The sequence below is a fragment of the Arthrobacter sp. AG258 genome (assembly GCF_004364695.1).
GTDB lineage: Bacteria > Actinomycetota > Actinomycetes > Actinomycetales > Micrococcaceae > Arthrobacter.
This window is the reverse complement of the sequence record NZ_SOBI01000001.1, coordinates 543,091-564,217: the sequence shown is the minus strand read 5'-3', so window position 1 is coordinate 564,217 and position 21,127 is coordinate 543,091. Positions and strand designations below refer to the sequence as shown.

The window sequence follows — 21,127 nt, the reverse complement described above, 5'->3', positions numbered from 1 at the left end:
CACGCTGGTGCCGGAAAGGTAAACCGGCGGGCAGGAGGCGTCCACCTCCCGCCCGGGACATTGGGTACTGGAACGAAGGACGCGCCGTGGCAGAAGCAGGACCCGCAAGGCCCGTTGACCCCATGACGGCGGGCCAGCTGATGAAGCTGGTTGAGCAGGGCTTGCAGCTGGTGGGGAGCGGGGACCGCCCGGACCTGCGGAAGAGGCTGGAGCAGGCTGTGGGCCGGTTGCAGGATCCAAGCATCAGGGTGATTGTGGTGGGGGAGTTCAAACAGGGCAAGAGCAAGCTCATCAATGCCCTGGTGAACGCCCCCGTGTGTCCGGTGGACGATGACATTGCCACGTCTGTTCCCACAGCTGTCCGGTACGGGGATCCGGCGTCTGCCGCCATCCTGGTTCCCGCGGCCGGCACTCCCGACGGCGGGGAAGAAGGCCTCGAACGCCGTCCAGTGGACCTGGCGGAGCTGCCTGCGCTCGTCTCCGAGCAAGGCAACCCGGGCAACAGCAGGAAGCTGACCGCCGCAGAGGTTTACCTGCCCAGGCGGGTCCTGACCGGCGGCCTCACCATCATCGACTCCCCGGGTGTGGGCGGCATGGGGTCGACCCACACGCTGACGACGCTTACCGCACTGCCTACGGCCGACGCCGTGCTGCTGGTCTCGGATGCGTCCCAGGAATACACCGAACCCGAACTCCGCTTCCTGCGAAAGGCCATGCGGATCACTCCCAGCGTGGCAGCGGTGCTCTCCAAGACAGACCTCTACCCGGACTGGCGGCGCGTGGAGGCGTTGGACAGGGCCCACCTTGACCACGTGGCACCGGACATTCCGCTGTTCCCCGTGTCCGCAGACCTACGGCTGGAGGCCTCGCGGCTCCAGGACAATGAGCTCAACGCCGAATCCGGCTATCCCGGCCTGGTAGCGCACCTGCGCAATGAGGTCGTTGCGAAGGCCCAGCGCCTCCAGCGGCGCTCCGTCAGCCAGGACCTGCTCTCGGTCACGGCGAACCTCCGGTTGTCCCTCCAATCCGAGCTGGAGGCCCTGGAGAATCCGGACGGGACCCCGCACATGCTCGAGGCGCTGGAACAGGCCAAAGCCGAAGCCGACGAACTGCGGAAACGCTCCGCGCGCTGGCAGCTGACCCTCAGTGACGGCATAAACGACCTCATTGCCGACATGGAGTACGACCTTAGGGACCGCCTGCGCCGGATCCAACGCGAAGCCGAGGCCGCGATCGACCAAGGCGATCCCGGGCCGGTCTGGACCGAGTTCTCCCAGTGGCTCGAAGAATGCGTTGCCGCAGCCGTTTCCGACACGTTCGTCTGGACCAGCGAACGGTCCCAATGGCTCGCGGCCCAGGTGGCAGAGCACTTTGCCGCGGACGAGGTGTCCTTGCCCGTCCTGCACGTCTCCGACGCGGGGGACGCCCTCGACCCGGTGGACCAGATGCCCGGGTTGGATCCCGGCCGGGTGAACCCGGTCCAGAAGGTCCTGATCGGCATGCGCGGGTCCTACGGTGGCGTGCTGATGTTCGGCCTCCTCACCGGGATATTCGGGATGGCCCTGATCAATCCGCTCTCCGTAGGAGCCGGCCTGCTGCTGGGACGCAAGGCCTACCGGGAAGACAAGGAAGCGCGGTTGAAACGCCGCCAGGGCGAAGCCAAAACCCTGGTCAGGCGCCAACTCGACGACGTGACGTTCCAGGTGGGAAAGCAACTCAAGGACAGGCTTCGCCTGGTCCAGCGGACCACGCGGGACCACTTCACTGAAATCGCCGACGAATACCACCGCTCCCTGTCTGACTCCGTGGCGGCAGCCCAAAAGGCCGCCAACTCCTATGCCCAGGAGAAGGAAGGCCGCATCCGGGACATCAGGACCGAGCTCAAGAAGGTGGAGGCATTGCATCGGGCCGCCGAAGCCATAGCCGCCGAGGTAAGCGCCTCCGGCGTCCGCACCGTCGCGGGGGTGGGATGACAGCGGCCACCATGGCCGGGGCGGCGAAGCTCATCCGGGACACCCTGGAGGCCTACCGCGACGACCGGGAAGCCGCCGGGATGCTGCAGGGCTATGCCCGGCGGCTCGCCGAGCCGCTCAGGATCGCCGTGGCGGGCATGGTCAAGGCAGGAAAGTCCACCCTCCTGAACGCCATCATCGGTGAAGAAATCGCTCCCACAGACACCGGCGAATGCACCAAAATCGTCACGTGGTACCGGCACGGACCCACGCCGCGCATTACGCTGCACCCCGTCAATGGGGAGCGGCGGAACCTGCCGCTGAAACGCGTGGACGGTCGCCTGGTCTTCGTCCTGGACGGGATGCAAGCGGAGGAAGTGGAAAGGCTCGAGGTCGAGTGGCCGGCACCGGCACTGCAGGGCATGACCCTGATCGACACCCCGGGGATCGCATCCCTGTCCCGGGACGTGTCCGCACGGAGCCTGGCGTTCCTCACTCCGGAGGATTCGGCGTCGGAAGCTGACGCCGTCATCTACCTGATGCGCCACCTGCACGCGTCAGACCTCCGGTTCCTCGAATCCTTCCATGACACCCGGGCCGGGCGCTCCGGCACGGTCAATGCCATTGCGGTGCTGTCCCGTGCAGATGAAGTCGGGGCCGGCCGGATTGACTCCCTGATTTCCGCCGGCAGCATCGCGGAGAGGTACAGCCAAGACCCCAACCTGCGGAAACTGGCGCTGGCGGTGGTCCCCGTGGCCGGACTCCTGGCCCAAAGTGCCCGCACCCTCCGCCAGGCGGACTTTGAGGCCCTGCGCATGCTGGCAGGCCTCGACCGGACCGTCCGTGAAAGGATGCTGCTTTCCGCCGACAGGTTCCGCCGGTCCACCGAGCCCGCGGGACTGACGGAGGAGGCACGGACGGGCCTCCTGGAGCGCTACGGGCTCTTTGGCATCCGGCTGGCTTCGGTCCTTATCCGGAACGGGTTTACCGAAGCCACACCCCTCGCCCACGAGCTTGCCCGGCGCAGCGGACTGGATCCGCTGCTGGATGTGCTGGACCGCCAGTTCCAGGCGCGGTCCGAGGCGCTGAAGGCCAGGACCGCGCTGGCGGCAGTGGAGAACCTCCTGGCCAGCCGCCCCCGCGACGGGACGGAGCGCCTGGCGGCCGCCCTGGAACGGCTCCAGGCAAACGCCCACGAGTTCCGGGAGCTCCAGTTGCTCGCGGTGTTGCGGACCACGGGCGTGGACCTGCCTTCGGAACTGAGTGCGGAAGCTGAACGGCTGGTCGGCGGCAACGGCGCGGCCTCCTGGGTGCGGCTGGGCCTGGACGCCGGGTCCAGCCCCGAGGTGCTGGCGGCCGAGGCCCGTCGGTACCTGGCACGCTGGCGCGGGGTGGCCGAGAGCCCCCTGACCGGAAGGCCGGCCGCGGAGGCATGCCGGGTGGTGATCCGCAGCTGCGAGGGCGTGGTGGCCGGGAGCTCCGGCCGGCAACGCCAGCCGCGGTCAGCCTAGGGAGCGTCCTCGCCGCAGCCAGGCGCCGGCCGGCGGCAGGAACAGCAGCACCAGTCCGCCGAACGCCAGGGCCATTCCGGCCACCCACAGCATCACCACATAGCTGCCGGCCGCGCCGGTGGGGACCAGGAAAACGGACGCCAGCAGCAGCACGGGCAAGTGGCTGGCCAGCAGCGTAAGAAGGACCCAACGTGCCCAGGCCCTGCGGGCCAGCACAGCAGCCAAGGCCACCGCCTCCAGGAGCGTGGCCAGCAGCAGGGCGCCCATGCTTCCCCAAAAGACGATCTCCGCCGCGGTGCCTGCGGACGCCATGCCGTTGCGGGCCGCTGTGTCCGCCACCACGGCGCGGAGGCGGTGCAGGTTCGAATCGCGGGCCACGAACGAGCCGGCCAGCACGGTAAGCCCGGCGAGGAAGCTGAGGACCCAGAGGGTGCGTGCAGTCCTGACCGTGCCGGGCAGGGAAGGGGTGGCCGGGATGGGCGGCGGTGCGGACCAGGACATCCCCGGCCGAGGTGGAGGATGGGACAGACGCTGCTCGTCTCCTCCGGGCGGGGACGTCATGGCCCCTATTTCAGTCCGTCGGTATCGTGTTCGTCGGTGTCGTGCCTGGGTTTCCGGTCGTCGTCCTTGGCCTTGGCATCCAGTTCATCCTTGAGCTTCTTGAGCCGCTCAGCCTCGGCCTGGTTACGGCGCCGGGCCTCCAAGTTGCGGAGGAAGTCGGGATCGTCGTCAGGAGCGGTGGGGTGGGGGTAGCTCGGCCGGGGCTGCGCTGTGCCGCGCGGCCTGCCGATCAGCAACCACAGGATGGCGCCCAGGACGGGCAGGATGATCTGGACGATAATCCACGCCGGTTTGGAAATGCCCCGGGTCAGGCGGCCCTCGGTACGGATCACGTCCACCAGGCCATACACAAAGATGACGAGGACTGCGACGGCCAAAGCCACACGGAAGAGCATGCCATCAAGTCTATCGTCAGGACGCGCAGGGGCCGCGGGCGGAGGCGGCTAAACTTGAATAGTGGCCTTTTTGAAATATTCCCTGATCCGGCTCGCGATCTTCGTGCCCCTTTTCGTCCTGTTCGCGTTCCTGCAGGTCGGGGTGTTGATGTCCGTGGTCTGCGCCGCGGTCATTGCCTTCGCCATCAGCTACCTGTTCTTCCAGAAGCAGCGGGACGCTGCCACCGCAGCCCTGCAGCACCGCTTTTCCGGAAAGGCCAAGCCGCTTCGCTCGGCCGGGGAAATCCAGGACGCGAACGCCGAGGACGCCCTCCTCGATGCCAACCCCGACATCACCATCAACAATGCCAAGGGCAAAAAGAACGCCTAGAACCCGTGGCTGAGGATCAGCCCCAGTGAGAACAAAATGCTGTAGCCGAGGTTGATCAGCCCGGTCTGCTTAAGGACCGGGATCAGGCTCTTGCGCTTGCGCCCGTTGATCATCAGCCAGGCCGGCATCAGGCAGGCCGGAATGAGCAGCAGCACAATCAGGATCCATGGCCGGCCAGGGGCCAGGATCACCACCAGCAGGATGGCGACGGCCAGCATCAGGACGTAGCTTTCGCGCGCATGCTTGTCTCCGAGCCGCACGGCGAGGGTCTTCTTGCCGGCCTGCATGTCCGTGGGGATGTCCCTGACGTTGTTGGCCATCAGCAGTGCGGTGGCGATCAGCCCGGTCCCGATCGCGCCGATGACTGCCGGCAGGCTGATGTGCCCGGCCTGGGTGTAGGTGGTACCCAAGGTGGCCACCAGGCCAAAGAACACGAAGACGAACAGGTCGCCGAGGCCCATGTAGCCGTAGGGGTTCTTGCCGCCCGTGTAGCCCCAGGCGGCCATGACGCAGCCCAGCCCCACCAGGATCAGCCACCACGCCTGGGTCAGGACCACCAGGGCCAGGCCGAACACCATGGCCAGGGCAAACGTGCCGAACGCGGCCCACTTCACATGCTCAGGCTTGGCGGCGCCCGAGCCCACCAGCCGCAACGGCCCGACGCGGTCGTCGTCGGTACCGCGGATGCCGTCCGAGTAGTCGTTGGCGAAGTTCACGCCAACTTGCAGCAGGAGTGCCACCAGGGCCGCGAGGATGGCGTTGGGCAGCAGGAACGAGTCCATTTCGTAGGCGGCGGCGGTGCCGATCAGCACCGGCGCGATCGCTGCCGGAAGTGTCCGGAGTCGGGCGCCTTGGATCCATTGGGCGGCTGTGGCCACGGTTAGTACCTCGTGTTGTTTCGATATGACGGCAGGATGGAGCGGGCGCACCCGCCGCGGTGGTGCAGGTCCACTCTACTTTCCCTCGTGCAGGGCACTGAGTTCCGCGGTCATGGCGAGCCGGTCGGGTTTGCCGTTTGGCAGCATCCGCAGCTCCGGTGCGGTGAGGACGGTCTTGGGTGCCAGGACCCCCAGTTGCTGTTGCCACTGTTGTTGGAGCACGACGGCGGAGTCCGCGGCTTCGTGCCCGGAAGCGCCGTCCCCGGCAAGGGCCACGTAGGCGGCCACGGCCTGGCCCCATTCCGCGGAGGGAACGCCGGCAACGAACGCCGAGGAGACGGCGTCGGACTGTTCCAACTGCTCCTGCACGTGCGCGGCGGAAACCTTGATGCCGCCTGTGATGATGACGTCGTCGGCCCGGCCCAGCACAGTGAGGCGGCCGTCGTCGTCGATGGAGCCGAGGTCGCTGGTGCGGTACCAGCGCACGCCGTCCTCCTCGAAGAACGTCCCGGTTTCTTCATCCGGTGCCTCGATGTAGCCGGCCGCCACCGTGTCCCCGCCCAGGAGGATCCGGCCGTCCGCGGCCACCCGGACAGAGACGCCTTCCAAGGGGTAGCCGTCGTAGATGCAGCCGCCGGAGGTTTCGGCGGAACCGTAGGTGGTGATCACCCGCACGCCGGCGTCCCGGGCAGCTGCCAGCAGGGACTGCGGCGCCGGGGCCCCGCCCAACAGGATGGCGTTGAACCGGCGGAGCACCGCGAGGGTTTCCGGCGACGGGTCATCCAGGAGCCGCTGGAGCTGGGTGGGAACCAGGGAGGTGAAGCGGATTTTGTCTGTCAGTTCCAGCGCTGCGGCGGTGAAGGCCTCCGGCGTGAAGCCGCCGGACATGTCCATGACCCAGGGGCGGGTCCCGGCGAACAGGGACCGCACCAGCACCTGGATTCCGGCAACGAACTGCACGGGGAGGGCCAGCAACCACTGCCCCTCTCCCTTGAGCCGCAGCGCCGTGGCCATGGACGAGGCCGCCAGGGACTCCACCGTCAGCAGCGTCGCCTTGGGGGTACCGGTGGATCCGGACGTGCGGACCACGGCCACGGCGTCGTCGCAGCCGGGGGTTTCCACGTGCCCCACCACCAGTGCCCCGTCTGCCCCGACGGAGAGTTCGACGGCGGGGCCCTCGCCGTGGAGGGCGGCCGCGAGGGCTTTCAGGGCCGGTTCGATGTTGAGGGGGCCGCCGGTGCCGGCGGCCGGTGATTCGTCGCTGTTCATTGCCGTCCCTTCTTAGAAATAGTGCGGGAAGCGTGACCAGTCGGGGTCGCGTTTTTGCAGGAAGGCTTCCTTTCCTTCCACGGCCTCGTCGGTCATGTAGGCCAGCCGGGTCGCCTCGCCGGCAAACACCTGCTGGCCCGCCAGGCCGTCGTCGGCCAGGTTGAAGGCAAACTTCAGCATGCGGATGGCCTGGGGCGACTGCCGGGCGATGTCCGCCGCGTATTCCAGCGCCACTTCCTCCAGCCGCGCGTGGTCTACAGCCTCGTTTACGGCGCCCATCCGAACCATGTCCTCAGCGGAATATTCGCGGGCGAGGAAGAAGATTTCGCGGGCGGCCTTTTGGCCCACCTGCCGCGCCAGCAGCGCCGAACCGTAGCCGGCGTCGAAACTGCCTACCGTGGCGTCGGTCTGTTTGAACTTGCCGTGCTGCCGGGACGCGATGGTGAGGTCTGAGACGACGTGCAGCGAGTGCCCGCCGCCGGCCGCCCAGCCGTTGACGACGGCGATGACCACCTTGGGCATGGTCCGCATGAGCCGCTGGACTTCGAGGATGTGGAGCCGTCCGGCACGGGCGGGGTCGATGGTCTCCTGGGTCTCGCCGTCGGCTGTGTTTTGTACTACGTACCGATAGCCGTCCCGGCCCCGGATCCGCTGGTCGCCGCCCGAGCAGAAGGAGTGGCCGCCGTCCTTGGGGGAGGGGCCGTTGCCGGTGAGCAGCACGGTGGCAACGTCCGGGGTCATGCGGGCGTGGTCCATGGCGCGGTACAGCTCATCCACGGTGCCTGGACGGAACGCGTTGCGGACCTCCGGCCGGTTGAATGCGATGCGGACCGTGGGCAGGTCACGCACCCAGCTGCCGTCGGAATCCCGCTCCACCTGCCGGTGGTAGGTCATGTCCTGGAAGTCCTCGAAGCCGGAAACCACCCGCCAGCGCGTGGGATCGAAGACGTCGGACACCGGGGCGGGGATCTGGTTGCTCACCGTCCAAGTCTAGTAATCGGCGTCAGCTGATGCAGAACTCGTTGCCCTCGGGGTCCGCCATGGTGTGCCAGGAATGCGGCCCTTGCCCGGCCGTCCACAGGAAAGTGGCGCCTCGCGCCTCGAGTTCGCCCCGCACCTCGTCCTTGTCCCGGCCGTCCAGCCGCACGTCCCAGTGCACGCGGTTTTTCACGGTTTTCTGCTCGGGGGCGGTCTGGAAGAGCATGCGACGCGCGGGGGCTTTGGCTTCTATTTCCTCGGGCGGCCGGATGGCGGCGCCGTCCTTCCACACGAGGTTTCCGCGGTGCGTTATGGTCTGGTCCCCGGTGGCGTAGCCCTGCTCGATCATGGAACGGATGAAGCCGGCATCCTGTGGTTCCACCGCCCACTGCAAGGTTTCGGCCCACCAGTCGGCGAGCTCATGCGGGTTTGACGAGTCGATCACGATTTGGATATTCAGTCCCATCCGTCCACGGTAAGGGCGGCGGCGGAGTTGGGGAAGGGGCTGACGCGGATGGGCGGCCCATCCTGACGCCGTCCAAAAGTATTCTTGACAATATGTCATGACATAGGTCACAGTTTCTAGCGGAAAGGGTTTTCCCCGCTATCGCGAGAGACAGGACAGAGCATTGTCAGAGACGACAAGAATCTCCAGCATTACCCGCCGCCAGTTTGGGCTGACGGCCTTCGGACTGTCGGCCCTGGCTGCCGGCCTCACCGCCTGCAGTGGAGGAGGGGGAGGGAGCTCCTCGGATGGCGGCGCCAAGACGCTGCAGCTTATCCTGTCCGGCGACACCAACCAGGGCGGTGCGTTCGCCGCCGCCGCCAAGAAGTACAAGGAAGCCACCGGGATCACCATCGAGGTTGTCGACGTCCCCACCGCGGACATCACCACCAAGCTGAAGAACGCGGCCACTGCGAACGACCTTCCGGCGCTGGCCCGCGTCACCGGCCTCGACCCGCTGTGGGCCAACCAGCTCCAGGACCTCACGGACATCGCCAAATCCCACAACATCGATCCCAACTTCCTGCAGCAATCGCCGGACGGCATTATCCCCGCCATCCCCTCCGACCTCACCGCCGTGGGGCTCTTCATCAACAAGAGCTTGTTCACCAAGGCCGGCGTCGCCTTCCCGACGTCGATCGACACCACCTGGACCTGGGATGAGTTCATCGCAGCCGTGAACCAGGTCCGCGAGAAGGCAGGCGCCAAGTACGGCGTGGTGATGGACCGCTCCGGCCACCGGCTGCGCGCCATGATGTACGAATTCGGCAGCACCGCCTTCGCCAAGGAAAACGGCAAGTACACCGGCGACAGCAAAGCCGTGGAGACCCTGGAGTACTTCAAGAAGATCAACGACGACCAGACCATGCCCAAGTCCGTCTGGCTCAGCGGCGAGGACGGCAACGCCATGTTCAAGAGCGGCCAGGTGGCCGCCTACTACTCCGGCAGCTGGCAGGTGGCGGACTTCAACAAGAACATCAAGGACTTCGAATGGCTGTCCGTTCCGCTGCCCAAGAAGGACGTCAACGCCACCAACCTCGGCGGCGGATTCATGGTCGCCTTCAAGGACACCGGCGCAGATGAGGAAGCCAGGAAGTTCATTGACTGGTTCTACAACGACGCCAACTACACCGAGTTCGCCAAGACCGGCGGCTACCTGCCGGTCAAGGACCTGAAGGTGGACTATCCGTTCCAGCAGGCATCGTTCGAGCTTTACCAAAAGCAAATCGCCGGCAACCAGGCGAAGGGGGACAACGCCATCAAGCGCGTGGTCATCGAGGCTTACGCCGAGACCCCGTTCTCCGGCGATCCGCTCCGGGAGGAGACCGTCAAGATGCTCTCCGGCGGCCAGGACGCCAAGACCACGGTGGACAACATCGTGAAGCTCTACAACGGGGCCTGATCCCGTGGCACAACCAACCATCACTCCGACGGCGGCCCCGGCACCGCAGCCGGGGCCGGTCCGCAGCAAGTCGGCGCTGAAGCGCCGCAACCGCTACGTCATCGCGCCGCTGGTCCTCATCGGCGTCAACGTGGTGCTCTTCCTGGTGTTCTTTGTTTGGCCGGGAGCGCTGGGCATGCTGTACTCCTTCACGGACTACCGCGGAATCGGCAAGCTGCACTTCATCGGCCTGGCCAACTTCCAGAAGCTCTTCGCTGACGGCTCGTTCTACGCCGCCCTGGGCCGGACCTTCGTGTACACGGTCCTGTCGGTCCCGCTGGTCTACGTCTGCTCCCTGGGCGTGGCCGCGTTGCTCGTCAGCAAAGCCGTCCGCGGACGCACAGCGGCAAAGACCGTGATCTTCCTGCCCTGGCTCATTTCGCCCATCGTGGTGGGCGTCATCTGGAAGTGGCTGTTCGGCCAGGACTTCGGCTTCATTAACTTCCTGATTTCCGGCTTGGGCGGGAATCCGCTGCCATGGTCCAGCGACGGCAACCTGGCCCTCGCCGTGGTGATCTTCGCCTCGGCGTGGGGCGGCACCGCCTTCAATATGCTGCTGTTCATCGCCGCGCTGAAGAACATTCCGGAATCCCTGTTGGAGGCGGCGGAACTCGATGGGGCCAACGCCTGGCAACGTTTCCGGCACGTCACCCTGCCGGGCATCGCGCCGACGTCGTTCATGGTGATCCTGCTCTCCACCATCCATGCCATGAAGGAATTCGCCATGATCCAGGCTCTGACCGGCGGCGGCCCCGGAACGCAGAACACCCTGATCGTGCAGTACATCTACAAAACCGGTTTCGAGCAGTCAAAGGTGGGCTACGCCAGCGCCGCCTCCATGGTGCTGATGGTGGTCCTGCTGGGCATCGCCCTCATCCAGCTCCGGTTCAACAGGAAGAAGGGCTGACCCGTGGCAACAGCTGCCAACCTGCCTCCCGCGGTAGCGGAGGAACACGCCCAACCAACGCGGAACGACCCAGCACCACGCCGCAGGGACGGCCGCACCCAGCCGGGCAACCGGGAGATCCGGGCCAAGGCCTCCATCCCGCTGACCCTGCTGATGTGGGTGATCGCCGCCATCTACGCGCTACCCCTGCTCTGGTTCCTGCTCAGCTCGTTCAAGCCCGGCAGCGAACTCTTCAGCTACCCGCTGTCCATGATTCCCCGGGAATGGACCTTCCAAGGCTTCGTGGACGCATGGGAACGGGTGGACTTTGCGCAGTACTTCCTGAACACCGCCACGGTCTCCATCACCACCACGGTTCTAACGGTCTTCTTCAGCGCCTGCACCGGATATGCGCTGGCCAAGTACAACAACAAGGGCACCAGGCTGTTCTTCGTATGCATCCTGGCCACCACCATGCTGCCCACCGAGGTAATCCTGAACCCCACGTTCTCGGTCATCCGGGACCTGGGCCTCTACAACTCGCTGGCCGGCATCATCGTCCCGTCGGTACTCACGGCCACCGGGGTGTTCATGTTCCGGCAGTTCTTCCTCACGGTTCCGGATGACCTGCTGCACTCCGCCAGGATCGACGGCGCGGGCGAGCTGGCCATCTTCTTCCGGATCATGCTCCCGTTGTCCAAGCCCATCCTGTTCACGCTGGCCATCTTTTCGTTCCAGTGGCGGTGGAACGACTACATCTGGCCCCTGATCGTGCTCAACGACCCCAAGTGGTACACCCTGCAGGTGGCGCTGCGGAGCATCGTTGGGGCGGAAAACATCGACTGGCCGGTGCTCCTGGGGGCCTCGGTGATCTCGCTCCTGCCGCTGGTCCTGGTGTTCTTCGTCTTCCAGAAATACGTGCTCAACGCGGACGTCAGCGCCGGGCTGAAGGATTAGGACGGTCCCGCCACTGCGGGCCGGTGAAAGGCAGCAACAGTGCAGACAGCAACAACGGACACAGCCTTCCAGGCGCGGGTGGCGGCAGAAGCGGACCGGGAGGTCGCGGCGTTCCTGGCAGCCCACGACGACGACGTGCGGGCCTTGGCGCACCGGCCGGCCATGGCCAGGCTGCTGGCCCTGGCCGCCGTGTTCACCGAGCCCGGCTCCGGCTACTTCGCGCAGGAAACCCTTGCCACGGCGATGCGGCGGTGCCTGGACCGGTTGGAGACCCTCCAAGGGCCCACCGGCCTGTTCGACGGCACCAACCTGTCCTCGCCGCCGGACTCCGCGTTCACCCTGAACGACGCCTGCCTGGCGGTGCGGCTGGTCCGCGCAACGGAAACCCCGGACCACCTACTGGCGGAGGTGGACGAGCGGCTCGAGGCCATCATCGCCACGTCCGTTGACGCCATGGTGGCAGGCGGCGTCCACACCCCAAACCACCGCTGGGAGCTCTCCGCCGCCCTGGCGCAGATCAACACGCTGCACCCGCGGCAGGACATCGGCGCCCGGATCGAACAATGGCTGGCCGAGGGCATCGACCAGCTCCCCGACGGCATGTACTCCGAGCGCAGCCCCTTGTACGCCACTGCCGTGACCAATCCCTCGCTGCTGACCATCGCGGACGCCACGGGCCGGACGGACCTCCTGGACCACGTCCGGCGGAACCTCGCCGCCTTCCTGCCCTGGTTCAACGCCGACGGCACCGTGGAATCCGTCTTCTCCCGCCGGCAGGACCAGTGGATGCAATTCGGCGCCGCCCCGTTCCTTCACCTGTACCGCCGGCTGGCGGCCCAGGACGGCCGGGCCGATTTCGCCGCGGCAGCCACCTGGCTGGCCCGGCTGCCCCTGCACGAGCCCGCGAAACTGCTTGCCCTCACCCGGCTGGACCCCTGGCTGTCAGCGGCCCTGCCTGCCGATCCGCCGTCGCACGCCGCCGCGCTGCCGGCACCCCTCGCTCCGGCCGCGGCGGCGCTCGAGAGTTGCGGCGCCTACCGGTTCCGCGGAGCAGGGTCCGTGGCCACCGTGTTCGGCGGCTGCGACCCCCTGGTTCCGGGCGTCGGCTCCGGGCTTGCCACCAACCCCACCTTCCTCCGCTTCGGGCACGGCGCGGCCGTGCTGTCCGATCTGCGGCTGTCCAGGAGCTTCTTCGACCTGGGCCCTTTCCGCAGCCAGGACACGGTGCGGCAGGGCGGCGTGCTGGTGCTCGCCGAGCAGCTGGAAGCCAACTTCTACCAGCCCCTGCCGCCGGCCAGGCAGCGCCCGGATGGCATATACGCCCTGGAGCATGAAGGCCGGTTCAGCGCCGGCATGGAGTTCAGTTCGCGCGCCGCCGACGTCCACTGGCTTGCCACGGAGATCAGGATCAAGGCAGCAGGCGGGGAGGTAGGCCTGGACATTGGGTTCGAAGGAACGCACACGGCTTTCGCGCTCGAGCTGACCTTCCAGCCCGGCGGGGTGCTCGACGGCGTGGAGCCGGCAGGTGCGCACGGAACCTTCCAGCTGCTGGGCGGTACCGGCACGTACCGGGTGGGCACGGACGTGATTGAGTTTGGACCCGGGCTGCCCGCAGATCCGGATACTCCTGCCACCTACAACCCGGGTGAAAGCTACCGCTACCTGGGCGGCACGAACGCGGCCGGCGGCACCAAGGTCTACATCACGGGGCGGACCAGCGGCACGCACCGCTTCACGGTGCGCGGGTACACTCTGGCGGACTGAGCGCCGGGACTGAGCGGCGGCTTACGCCTGGACGTGCTGCATCTGCTCGAACAGTTCCGGCGGGATGGAGTAGACCAGGACCACGGCCAGCAGGTTCTTGGCGGCGTGGACGAAATAGGAAAACATGACGTTCTTCCCGGTCCATACGTAGACGAACACCAGCGTGGCCCCCATGGCCAGGTAGGGAAGCAGTGCCGTGAGGGTGATGGCCTCCTGCCCCACGATGTGCATCGCCGCGAACAGCACTGCCGAGAGGACGCAGCAGATCCAGATGTTCACCCGCCTGCCCAGCTTGCCGATCAGCAGGTGGCGGAAGATGTATTCCTCCACGAATGGTCCCACCACCACCAACAGCGGCACCATGAGCCAGGGCGGCACCTGCTGTATCAGGGCCTGCAGGCCTGCCTGGTTGGCGGACGTTTCCACCTGCCCGTTCAGCGCCACCAGGACCGCGGTCAGGACCAGCATCGCGATGACCGCGGACGGAACCATTAGCAGGGTGAACCACGGCCGGGTCGCCAGGACTTTGAGGTCGCGCGCCACTACTTTCCGGGCGGCCAACAGCGCCACGATTCCCACCGAGGAATAGAACAGCAGGTTCACCGCATACGAGGCGGCGGCCGGGGACGGCGCAATCTGCCGCAGGAAAGGGGCCACCAGGTCGCCGGCCGCAGCGAAGAATCCCGCGATGGCCACGTAGAGGCAGAGCGCCGCCAGGTCCAGTCGGGAAAAACGGTACAGCTGTGGCTGTGGAGCGGGTGGTATGCGATGGGCTGTGGCCATGCTTCAGCCTATCGCCGGGGGTGCCGTGTAGCGCGCGTCACGTACCCGGCGCCCGGTCTTGTAGGATGGACAGGCCGCGTGAAGCTTCGGCTACTCGATGATTTACGCTCACAATCGCTGGTTTCTTGGCATTAAGGCCGAATTTTGTGAGCCGTATCATACGGATTCCGGATGCGGCCAACCCCCAACCCACAAGGAACAGTTGTGCCTCAAAGTACCCCCACAGACCTCAAGAACACCGCCGCGGCAACCGCCGCCGTCGACTCCTCCCTCAGCGCCGAGGGCTACAGCAAGACCCTGGGCCGACGCCACGTCACCATGATCGCCATGGGCGGCGCCATCGGCGTGGGCCTCTTCATGGGAGCCGGCGGCCGGCTCGCCTCCACCGGCCCGGCCCTGATCTTCTCCTACGCCATCGCCGGCGTCATCGCCTACCTGCTCATGCGGGCCCTGGGCGAACTCATCATGTACCGGCAGACCTCAGGCTCCCTGGTGAGCTACGCCGGCGAGATGTTCGGCAAAAAGGGCGCGTACATGTCCGGCTGGATGTACTTCATCAACTGGGGCATGACCGGCATCGCCGAGCTCATCGCGATCGGCCTGTACTTCCAGTTCTTCTTCCCCAATGTCCCCGTGGAAGCCTCGGCCATCGCCGCGCTGGCGCTCCTCGTGGCCGTGAACCTCCTGAGCGTCAAGGCGTTCGGCGAGTTCGAATTCTGGGCATCCTGCCTCAAGGTGGGCGCCATCCTGACCTTCCTGGTGGTGGGCACGTTCATGGTGGTCACCAACGCCCAAGTGGGTGACGGGCACGCCTCCGTCAACAACCTCTTCGCGGCCGAGGGCGGCATGTTCCCCAAGGGCGCGCTGGTGATGGTCCTGGTCCTGAATGCCGTCATCTTTGCCTACAATGGCATCGAGCTGGTCGGCGTCACTGCCGGCGAGATGCAAAAGCCGGAACGCGAGGTGCCCAAGGCGATCCGCGCCGTGGTACTGCGCATCGTGGTGTTCTACGTGGGCTCCGTCCTGCTGCTGGCGATGCTGCTGCCCTCGGACCAGTACAAGGCCGGCACCTCCCCGTTCGTTACCGTCTTCGGCCAGATGGGCCTGGGCTGGGTGGGTGACGTGATGAACATGATCGTGATCACCGCCGCCCTCTCCTCCTGCAACTCCGGGCTCTACTCGATCGGCCGCGTCTTCCGCACCATGGCCAACAACGGCCACGCCCCGCAGTGGCTCACCCGCATGTCCAAGCGGCACGTCCCGTATGCCGCCATCCTTGCGATCGCCGCGTTCTACCTGGTGGGCATCCTGCTGAACATCTGGCTGGGCGGCTCGCACGCGTTCGACCTCGCCTTGAACACCGCCTCGATCGGCGTGATCTTCTGCTGGGGCTCCATCTTCGCGAGCCAAATCGTGTTGCGCCGCCGCAAGGGCATCACGTCCACCCTGCCGATGCCGGGTTCGCCGTGGACCAGTTGGGCCGGCCTGCTGGGCCTGCTGGCCATCACCGTGCTCATTGGCTTCGACACCATGACCAGCAAGGACGGCGAGGTGTTCTACCTGGGCCTCTGGACGCTGGCCACCATCCCGTTCTTCGCGGTGGTCCTGTGGCTTGGCTGGCAGAAGGTCAAGGGCAACCAGCCCAAGAGCGAGCTCTACAGCTGACGCCGGATCTTCCTGAGCAACGTTCGACGGCGGGCCGTCCCTTGGGTGGGGCGGTCCGCCGTCGGCGTTTCCTCCTTGATGTCCGGGCGGGCCCGGTGCGTCAGGCAGCGGAGTCCTTCAGGTGGCGGGCAAAGTAGTCCTCGATCCGCTGCCAGGCCTCCGGGGCGGAGTCCGGGTCCGGCCCGATGCCCATCACGCGCATGAGCGGGCGAAGGACCACGGGTCCTTCGTCGGTGTCGTTCAGGAAGGCGTGGCCGGCGCCGGGGAACTCCTTGACGCTGTGTTCGATTCCCAGCCTGTCCAGGGCTGATTCGAGCCGGGCAGCGGCCCCCTTCAGGGGCCTGTCCGCGCCGCCGTAGTTGGCCACGATGGGGCAGGCGCCGCGGAGGGCGTCGTCCAGGTTGCCGGGCAGGCGACCGTAATTGACCGCGGCTGCGTCGAAACCGTCCTTGGCCACCAGCAGCGCGAAGCCGCCGCCCATGCAAAAACCGATCACGCCGGTTTTTCCGGTTGATTGCGGGGAGGCGGCAAGCCACTTCCGCGCCGTGGCGATGTCCGTGAATGCCCTGCCGGTGCCGGCAGTCATGCTGCGCATGGTGCTGACCAGGCAGCGGCGCGCCCCGCCCTCGCTGAACAGATCCACTGCCAAGGTCAGGTAGCCGGCCCGGGCCATCCTGTCGGCGTGCCTGCGGGTCTGGTCGGTCAGGCCAAAGGCCTCGTGGATCATTACGACGCCGGGGAAAGGGCCTTGGCCCTCCGGCGTGGCAAGATAGCCGCCCAAGGAAGGCGAGCCGCCGGCGGTGGCGCTTTCGGCGCTGAGGTCAACGTAGGTCATGGCTAAGGCTAACCGGGCAGTATGCATTTACTGTGCGGATCCAACCGCGGGCCCCGGGACGCTGGTGCGCGGCGCCTGGCCCGGGCAGACTGGGGCTGTGAACGAACCATGGGTGCTGCACGTGGACCTGGACCAGTTCATCGCTGCCGTCGAAGTGCTCCGCAGGCCGGAGCTCGCGGGCAAGCCCGTGATCGTGGGTGGCCGCGGCGACCCCACCGAACGTGCCGTGGTGTCCACGGCGTCCTACGAAGCCAGGGCCTACGGCGTGGGCTCCGGCATGCCGCTGCGCATCGCCGCGCGGAAGGTGCCGGACGCGGTCATCCTGCCCGTGGATCATGAGGCATACCTTGACGCGTCCGAGAAAGTGATGGCGGTCCTGCGCTCGCAGCCCGGCGCCACGGTCCAGGTGCTGGGATGGGACGAAGCCTTCGTGGGGATCGAGGGCGGCGTCCCCGAAGATATCGCCAGGCAGCTGCAGCTCGCCGTCCTGGCGGAAACCAGGCTGCACTGCAGCATCGGCATCGGGGACACCCTGGTCCGGGCCAAGGTGGCCACGGGGTTCGGCAAGCCCGCAGGCATCTTCCGGCTGACGGAAGGGAACTGGCTCCACGTGATGGGGGACAGGCCCACAATCGATCTGTGGGGCGTGGGAAAAGCGGTGTCGCGGCGGCTCGCCACCCTTGGCATCAAAACTGTTGCCGAGCTCGCGGCGGCCAACCCTGCGGACCTGGTGCCCGAGTTCGGTCCCAAGATGGGCCCGTGGTACGCCCAGCTGGGACGGGGCGAAGGGTCGCGGGTGGTTGATGACACACCGTGGGTGGCCCGGGGACACAGCCGGGAAACCACCTTTCAGCGCGACCTGACGGAGGCGGCGGACATTGACGGGGCCCTCAGGGAATTGGCAACGCACGTCATGGACGATGTCGCCGCGGAAGAGCGGCCGGTGGTCGGCCTCACCCTGAAGGTGCGCTATGCGCCGTTCACCACCACAACGTACGGCCGGAAGATCCCCGCAACGTCCGCCCCTGCGGAAGTGCTCGCACACGCCCTGGAGCTTGCCGCGAAGATCGAGCCCGGTCGTCCTGTCCGGCTGCTCGGGCTGCGGGCGGAAATGACCATGCCGGAGGATTCCCGCCAGGGCCACACTCCCACCCGCAGCGGCTGGTGATTTTGCCCGATGGGTGTGGACAGCGGAACGGCGGCGGATCTGTCCGATCCGCCGCCGTCGGGCTGATGCAGCACGCCGTTCGCTGCGGCAGCAGCAGCGTGGCTGTCAGTCGCGCTTGAACTCGTCCTTGACGCTTTCGCCCACCTTCTTGGCATCCGCCTTGACCTGGTCCGCCTGGCCTTCAGCCTTGAGACGGTCATTGTGGGTGACGTTGCCGGCAGCTTCCTTTGCTTTGCCGCCAAGTTCTTCGGCTTCGTTGCGGATCTTGTCTCCGAGGCCCATGGTGCCGGCCTCCTTCCGTTTCCGTCGATCGTTTACATTTTCACCATAAACGAAGCTTGCTTACTAATTCAAGGGATGGGGCGGGCGGGCTAGGCTCGGGGGATGGAGAAAAAGCGCGGACGGGGGCCGGCCGGGGTGCAGGCACCCCGGGTTTCACCGGTGGAGCTCACTGACCTCGAAGACCAGGCGGACGCCGCCTTCCGGCGCGGCGAGCGGCACGAAGGGGTCCGGTTTAGCCGCGCGGACGCAGAGGGATTCGACCTGGGCGGGTCTGTCTTTTCCGAGTGCCGGTTCGATGCCGTGTCCTTCAACGACGCGCAGCTCCGGGGAGCATCCTTCCGTGACTGCATCCTGGCCGAGCTGTACGCCCCCGTTTTCCGCGGTGCCCGCAGCACCTGGCAGGACGTGGAGCTCCGCAACCCCCGGCTGGGTTCAGCGGAACTGTACGAAACCGGCTGCCAGTCCGTACGGATCGACGGCGGCAAGGTGGACTTCCTGAACCTGCGTGGTGCCAAGCTCACGGATGTGCTGATCAGCGGGTGCATCATCAATGAACTGGACCTTGGCGCCGCCGGAGCCGTCCGGGTAAGGCTCGAGGACTGCACCATTGGATCCCTGGACCTGGCCGGCGCCAAGCTGAAGGATTTCGACATCCGCGGGACCGGATTCCGCAAGATCAGCGGGCTGGGCAGCCTCTCCGGCCTGGTTGTTGACGAGTACCAGCTGGGCCTCCTGGCGCCGCTGATCGCCGCGCACCTGGGCGTCACAGTCCTTTAGCCGGGTGCGGAGCGGAACCTTGCCGTGTACCATTTACAGAACGAACGGTCGGTAAGTGGTGCATCCGCTGTGCCGGCCGCCGATGACAGTGCTGTTTATCGCGTGAAGGGTGTATCCATGGCTGCAACCGCAGGTCCGCAGGCTTTCCTTGTTGGCGGGGTCCGAACGCCGGTGGGCCGGTACGGGGGTGCCTTGTCCGCCGTGCGGCCGGACGACCTCGCCGCCCTGGTGGTCCGCGAAGCCGTGGAACGCGCCGGCCTGGACCCGGAAAGCATCGACGAGGTGATCCTGGGCAACGCCAACGGCGCAGGGGAGGAGAACCGGAACGTTGCCCGCATGGCCACCCTGCTGGCAGGCCTTCCGCTCCACATCCCGGGCATTACGGTCAACCGGCTGTGCGCCTCCGGACTGAGCGCCATCATCCAGGCGAGCCACATGATCAAGGCCGGAGCCGCGGACATCGTCATCGCGGGCGGCGTGGAATCCATGAGCCGGGCACCATGGGTGCAGGAAAAGCCCACAGCCGCCTTTGCCAAGCCAGGCCAGATCTTCGACACCTCCATCGGCTGGCGCTTCACCAACCCGCAGTTCCAGCAGGGCGGCCTCTCCCGCGACGGGAAGATGACCTACTCGATGCCGGAAACGGCGGAAGAAGTAGCCCGAGTGGATGGCATCTCCCGCGAGGATGCGGACGCATTTGCCGTCCGCTCGCACCAGCGTGCCCTCGAGGCCATCGCCGCCGGGCGCTTCAAGGACGAGATCGTCCCCGTCACGGTGAAGACGCGCAAGTCCGAAACGGTGGTGGACACGGACGAAGGGCCCCGCCCCGGCACGAGCCTCGACGTTCTCGCTGCCCTCCGGCCGGTAGCACCGGGCGGCTCCGTGGTCACCGCCGGAAACTCGTCCTCGCTCAACGACGGCGCCTCGGCCATCATTGTGGCCTCGGAGGCAGCCATCGAACGGCTGGGCCTGACCCCGCGGGCACGCATCATCGACGGCGCTTCCGCCGGCTGCGAACCCGAGATCATGGGCATCGGTCCTGTCCCCGCCACGCAGAAAGTGCTCAAGCGCAGCGGCCTAAGCGTTGGTGACCTGTCCGCCGTCGAACTCAATGAAGCTTTTGCCACCCAGTCACTGGCCTCCATCCGGCGTCTGGGCCTGGATCCGGACATCGTGAACCGCGACGGCGGCGCCATCGCGCTGGGTCACCCGCTCGGCTCGAGCGGGTCCCGGATCGCCATCACCCTGCTGGGGCGGATGGAACGCGAGGACGCCAAAATCGGCCTCGCCACCATGTGCGTCGGCGTCGGCCAAGGCACCGCCATGCTGCTGGAGAAAATCTGATGGCCGCCGCAGTGGACCTTGCCGCCGAAGTGTTCTCCGCCCTCAAAGTGGAGGAACGGGACGACCGTGTGGTGGTGCTGCTCAACCGGCCCGAGGTAAAGAACGCCATCGACCAGCAGATGGTGGACGAACTCCACACCGTGTGCGCAGCGCTGGAACAGAATCCCAGGATCCTGATCATTGCTGGGGTGGACGGGGTGTTCGCCTCCGGGGCAGACATCGCCCAGCTGCGCGAACGGCGGCGGGATGACGCCCTGCAGGGGATCAACTCCACCATCTTCGTCCGGATTGCGAAGCTGCCCATGCCGGTCATCGCCGCGCTGGACGGCTACTGCCTGGGTGGCGGCGCGGAACTGGCCTACGCGGCGGACTTCCGGATCGGCACCCCCACCGTGCGCATCGGCAATCCCGAAACGGGCCTGGGCATCCTGGCCGCGGCAGGCGCCAGCTGGCGGCTCAGGGAACTCGTGGGTGAACCGCTGGCAAAGCAGATCCTTCTGGCCGGCCTGGTCCTCGGCGCCGACGAGGCACGGGCGGCCAACCTCATTACCGAGATCCACGACCCCGCGGACCTGCTGGCCGCGGCCCAAAGCCTTGCCGACAGGATCGGGCGCCAGGACCCCCTGGCCGTCCGCATCACCAAATCCGTGTTCCACGCCCCCGCGGAAGCCCACCCGCTGATCGACCAGCTGGCCCAGGGCATCCTCTTCGAATCCCAGGCCAAGTTCGACCGCATGCAGGCGTTCCTCGACCGCAGCGCCCGGAAGAAGGCCAACCCCGCCAACCCCGCAGACAGAAAGTAGACC

The 21,127-nt window shown here is 66.7% G+C and carries 21 protein-coding genes; 12 read left to right on the top strand and 9 right to left on the bottom strand.

What is annotated here, in order from left to right; translation table 11 throughout:
* Positions 1-122: 122 nt before the first annotated feature.
* Complete coding sequence (locus tag DFO47_RS02680) at positions 123-1,973, top strand: dynamin family protein (protein ID WP_133830673.1); 1,851 nt, start codon at positions 123-125, stop codon at positions 1,971-1,973.
* Positions 1,970-3,463 carry a dynamin family protein gene (locus tag DFO47_RS02675; protein WP_133830576.1) on the top strand — a complete coding sequence of 498 codons (1,494 nt, stop codon included), beginning with the start codon at positions 1,970-1,972 and terminating at the stop codon, positions 3,461-3,463. Before DFO47_RS02680 ends, DFO47_RS02675 begins: the two co-directional genes overlap by 4 nt.
* On the opposite strand, the gene DFO47_RS02670 is transcribed toward DFO47_RS02675, so the two are convergent.
* Both DFO47_RS02670 and DFO47_RS02665 read right to left on the bottom strand, forming a co-directional pair.
* Positions 3,455-3,964 (bottom strand): hypothetical protein, encoded by a 510-nt coding sequence (locus DFO47_RS02670; RefSeq protein ID WP_018761760.1) that lies wholly within the window; start codon positions 3,962-3,964, stop codon positions 3,455-3,457. The genes DFO47_RS02675 and DFO47_RS02670 overlap by 9 nt on opposite strands.
* Before the next feature lie 65 nt (positions 3,965-4,029).
* On the bottom strand, positions 4,030-4,419 hold the full coding sequence (locus DFO47_RS02665) for a PLD nuclease N-terminal domain-containing protein (protein WP_018761759.1): 390 nt from the start codon (positions 4,417-4,419) through the stop codon (positions 4,030-4,032).
* 61 nt (positions 4,420-4,480) lie between these two features.
* On the opposite strand from DFO47_RS02665, the gene DFO47_RS02660 reads away from it, so the two are divergent.
* The gene (locus DFO47_RS02660; RefSeq protein WP_018761758.1) at positions 4,481-4,789 is read left to right on the top strand and encodes a DUF4229 domain-containing protein; all 309 of its coding nucleotides are present in this window, start codon (positions 4,481-4,483) and stop codon (positions 4,787-4,789) included.
* On the opposite strand, the gene DFO47_RS02655 is transcribed toward DFO47_RS02660, so the two are convergent.
* From DFO47_RS02655 to DFO47_RS02640, 4 genes are all read right to left on the bottom strand, one after another.
* The gene (locus tag DFO47_RS02655) at positions 4,786-5,667 is read right to left on the bottom strand and encodes a 1,4-dihydroxy-2-naphthoate polyprenyltransferase (RefSeq protein ID WP_018761757.1); all 882 of its coding nucleotides are present in this window, start codon (positions 5,665-5,667) and stop codon (positions 4,786-4,788) included. The genes DFO47_RS02660 and DFO47_RS02655 overlap by 4 nt on opposite strands.
* Before the next feature lie 75 nt (positions 5,668-5,742).
* Positions 5,743-6,936, bottom strand: coding sequence for an AMP-binding protein (locus tag DFO47_RS02650; protein ID WP_133830575.1), 1,194 nt, complete (start codon positions 6,934-6,936; stop codon positions 5,743-5,745).
* Positions 6,937-6,948: 12 nt separating this feature from the next.
* Positions 6,949-7,917, bottom strand: a complete 969-nt coding sequence (locus tag DFO47_RS02645) for a 1,4-dihydroxy-2-naphthoyl-CoA synthase (protein ID WP_133830574.1) — start codon at positions 7,915-7,917, stop codon at positions 6,949-6,951.
* 22 nt (positions 7,918-7,939) lie between these two features.
* Positions 7,940-8,380 carry a VOC family protein gene (locus DFO47_RS02640; RefSeq protein WP_018761754.1) on the bottom strand — a complete coding sequence of 147 codons (441 nt, stop codon included), beginning with the start codon at positions 8,378-8,380 and terminating at the stop codon, positions 7,940-7,942.
* Between the two features lie 163 nt (positions 8,381-8,543).
* On the opposite strand from DFO47_RS02640, the gene DFO47_RS02635 reads away from it, so the two are divergent.
* From DFO47_RS02635 to DFO47_RS02620, 4 genes are read left to right on the top strand one after another with little or no spacing between them, the layout of a single operon-like run.
* Entirely contained in the window at positions 8,544-9,821 is a 1,278-nt protein-coding gene (locus tag DFO47_RS02635) for an extracellular solute-binding protein (RefSeq protein WP_109045215.1), read from the top strand.
* A 4-nt stretch (positions 9,822-9,825) separates the two neighbouring features.
* Positions 9,826-10,767 carry a sugar ABC transporter permease gene (locus DFO47_RS02630; RefSeq protein ID WP_208294356.1) on the top strand — a complete coding sequence of 314 codons (942 nt, stop codon included), beginning with the start codon at positions 9,826-9,828 and terminating at the stop codon, positions 10,765-10,767.
* 3 nt (positions 10,768-10,770) lie between these two features.
* Positions 10,771-11,703 (top strand): carbohydrate ABC transporter permease, encoded by a 933-nt coding sequence (locus DFO47_RS02625; RefSeq protein WP_018761751.1) that lies wholly within the window; start codon positions 10,771-10,773, stop codon positions 11,701-11,703.
* A 39-nt stretch (positions 11,704-11,742) separates the two neighbouring features.
* Positions 11,743-13,467, top strand: coding sequence for a hypothetical protein (locus DFO47_RS02620; RefSeq protein WP_133830573.1), 1,725 nt, complete (start codon positions 11,743-11,745; stop codon positions 13,465-13,467).
* A gap of 21 nt (positions 13,468-13,488) precedes the next feature.
* On the opposite strand, the gene DFO47_RS02615 is transcribed toward DFO47_RS02620, so the two are convergent.
* Positions 13,489-14,250 carry a type II CAAX endopeptidase family protein gene (locus DFO47_RS02615; protein WP_109045217.1) on the bottom strand — a complete coding sequence of 254 codons (762 nt, stop codon included), beginning with the start codon at positions 14,248-14,250 and terminating at the stop codon, positions 13,489-13,491.
* A gap of 204 nt (positions 14,251-14,454) precedes the next feature.
* Between DFO47_RS02615 and DFO47_RS02610 the strand changes: the two genes are divergently transcribed.
* The gene (locus DFO47_RS02610) at positions 14,455-15,915 is read left to right on the top strand and encodes an amino acid permease (RefSeq protein ID WP_018761748.1); all 1,461 of its coding nucleotides are present in this window, start codon (positions 14,455-14,457) and stop codon (positions 15,913-15,915) included.
* 100 nt (positions 15,916-16,015) lie between these two features.
* Here DFO47_RS02610 and DFO47_RS02605 read toward each other — a convergent pair whose 3' ends face one another.
* Positions 16,016-16,750: a dienelactone hydrolase family protein gene (locus DFO47_RS02605; RefSeq protein ID WP_018761747.1), complete on the bottom strand. Its 735-nt coding sequence runs from the start codon at positions 16,748-16,750 to the stop codon at positions 16,016-16,018.
* Positions 16,751-16,862: 112 nt separating this feature from the next.
* On the opposite strand from DFO47_RS02605, the gene DFO47_RS02600 reads away from it, so the two are divergent.
* Positions 16,863-17,918: a DNA polymerase IV gene (locus DFO47_RS02600; RefSeq protein ID WP_133830670.1), complete on the top strand. Its 1,056-nt coding sequence runs from the start codon at positions 16,863-16,865 to the stop codon at positions 17,916-17,918.
* 105 nt (positions 17,919-18,023) lie between these two features.
* Here DFO47_RS02600 and DFO47_RS02595 read toward each other — a convergent pair whose 3' ends face one another.
* A complete protein-coding gene (locus DFO47_RS02595) occupies positions 18,024-18,200 on the bottom strand; it encodes a CsbD family protein (RefSeq protein WP_133830572.1) in 177 nt (58 codons plus the stop codon).
* Positions 18,201-18,302: 102 nt separating this feature from the next.
* Between DFO47_RS02595 and DFO47_RS02590 the strand changes: the two genes are divergently transcribed.
* The 3 genes from DFO47_RS02590 (at position 18,303) to DFO47_RS02580 (ending at position 21,124) form a co-directional block, all read left to right on the top strand.
* Positions 18,303-18,977, top strand: coding sequence for a pentapeptide repeat-containing protein (locus DFO47_RS02590; protein WP_133830571.1), 675 nt, complete (start codon positions 18,303-18,305; stop codon positions 18,975-18,977).
* 117 nt (positions 18,978-19,094) lie between these two features.
* Complete coding sequence (locus DFO47_RS02585) at positions 19,095-20,321, top strand: thiolase family protein (RefSeq protein WP_133830570.1); 1,227 nt, start codon at positions 19,095-19,097, stop codon at positions 20,319-20,321.
* Positions 20,321-21,124 (top strand): enoyl-CoA hydratase/isomerase family protein, encoded by an 804-nt coding sequence (locus DFO47_RS02580; RefSeq protein WP_133830569.1) that lies wholly within the window; start codon positions 20,321-20,323, stop codon positions 21,122-21,124. Before DFO47_RS02585 ends, DFO47_RS02580 begins: the two co-directional genes overlap by 1 nt.
* The last annotated feature ends 3 nt before the right edge of the window (positions 21,125-21,127 follow it).

Coding starts and splice junctions, on each gene's coding strand:
- DFO47_RS02605 (WP_018761747.1), bottom strand. CDS start 16,750: ATGACCTACGTTGACCTCAGCGCCGAAAGCGCCACCGCCGGCGGCTCG.
- DFO47_RS02665 (WP_018761759.1), bottom strand. CDS start 4,419: ATGCTCTTCCGTGTGGCTTTGGCCGTCGCAGTCCTCGTCATCTTTGTG.
- DFO47_RS02590 (WP_133830571.1), top strand. CDS start 18,303: ATGGAGAAAAAGCGCGGACGGGGGCCGGCCGGGGTGCAGGCACCCCGG.
- DFO47_RS02675 (WP_133830576.1), top strand. CDS start 1,970: ATGACAGCGGCCACCATGGCCGGGGCGGCGAAGCTCATCCGGGACACC.
- DFO47_RS02595 (WP_133830572.1), bottom strand. CDS start 18,200: ATGGGCCTCGGAGACAAGATCCGCAACGAAGCCGAAGAACTTGGCGGC.
- DFO47_RS02680 (WP_133830673.1), top strand. CDS start 123: ATGACGGCGGGCCAGCTGATGAAGCTGGTTGAGCAGGGCTTGCAGCTG.
- DFO47_RS02650 (WP_133830575.1), bottom strand. CDS start 6,936: ATGAACAGCGACGAATCACCGGCCGCCGGCACCGGCGGCCCCCTCAAC.
- DFO47_RS02640 (WP_018761754.1), bottom strand. CDS start 8,380: ATGGGACTGAATATCCAAATCGTGATCGACTCGTCAAACCCGCATGAG.
- DFO47_RS02580 (WP_133830569.1), top strand. CDS start 20,321: ATGGCCGCCGCAGTGGACCTTGCCGCCGAAGTGTTCTCCGCCCTCAAA.
- DFO47_RS02585 (WP_133830570.1), top strand. CDS start 19,095: ATGGCTGCAACCGCAGGTCCGCAGGCTTTCCTTGTTGGCGGGGTCCGA.
- DFO47_RS02615 (WP_109045217.1), bottom strand. CDS start 14,250: ATGGCCACAGCCCATCGCATACCACCCGCTCCACAGCCACAGCTGTAC.
- DFO47_RS02670 (WP_018761760.1), bottom strand. CDS start 3,964: ATGTCCTGGTCCGCACCGCCGCCCATCCCGGCCACCCCTTCCCTGCCC.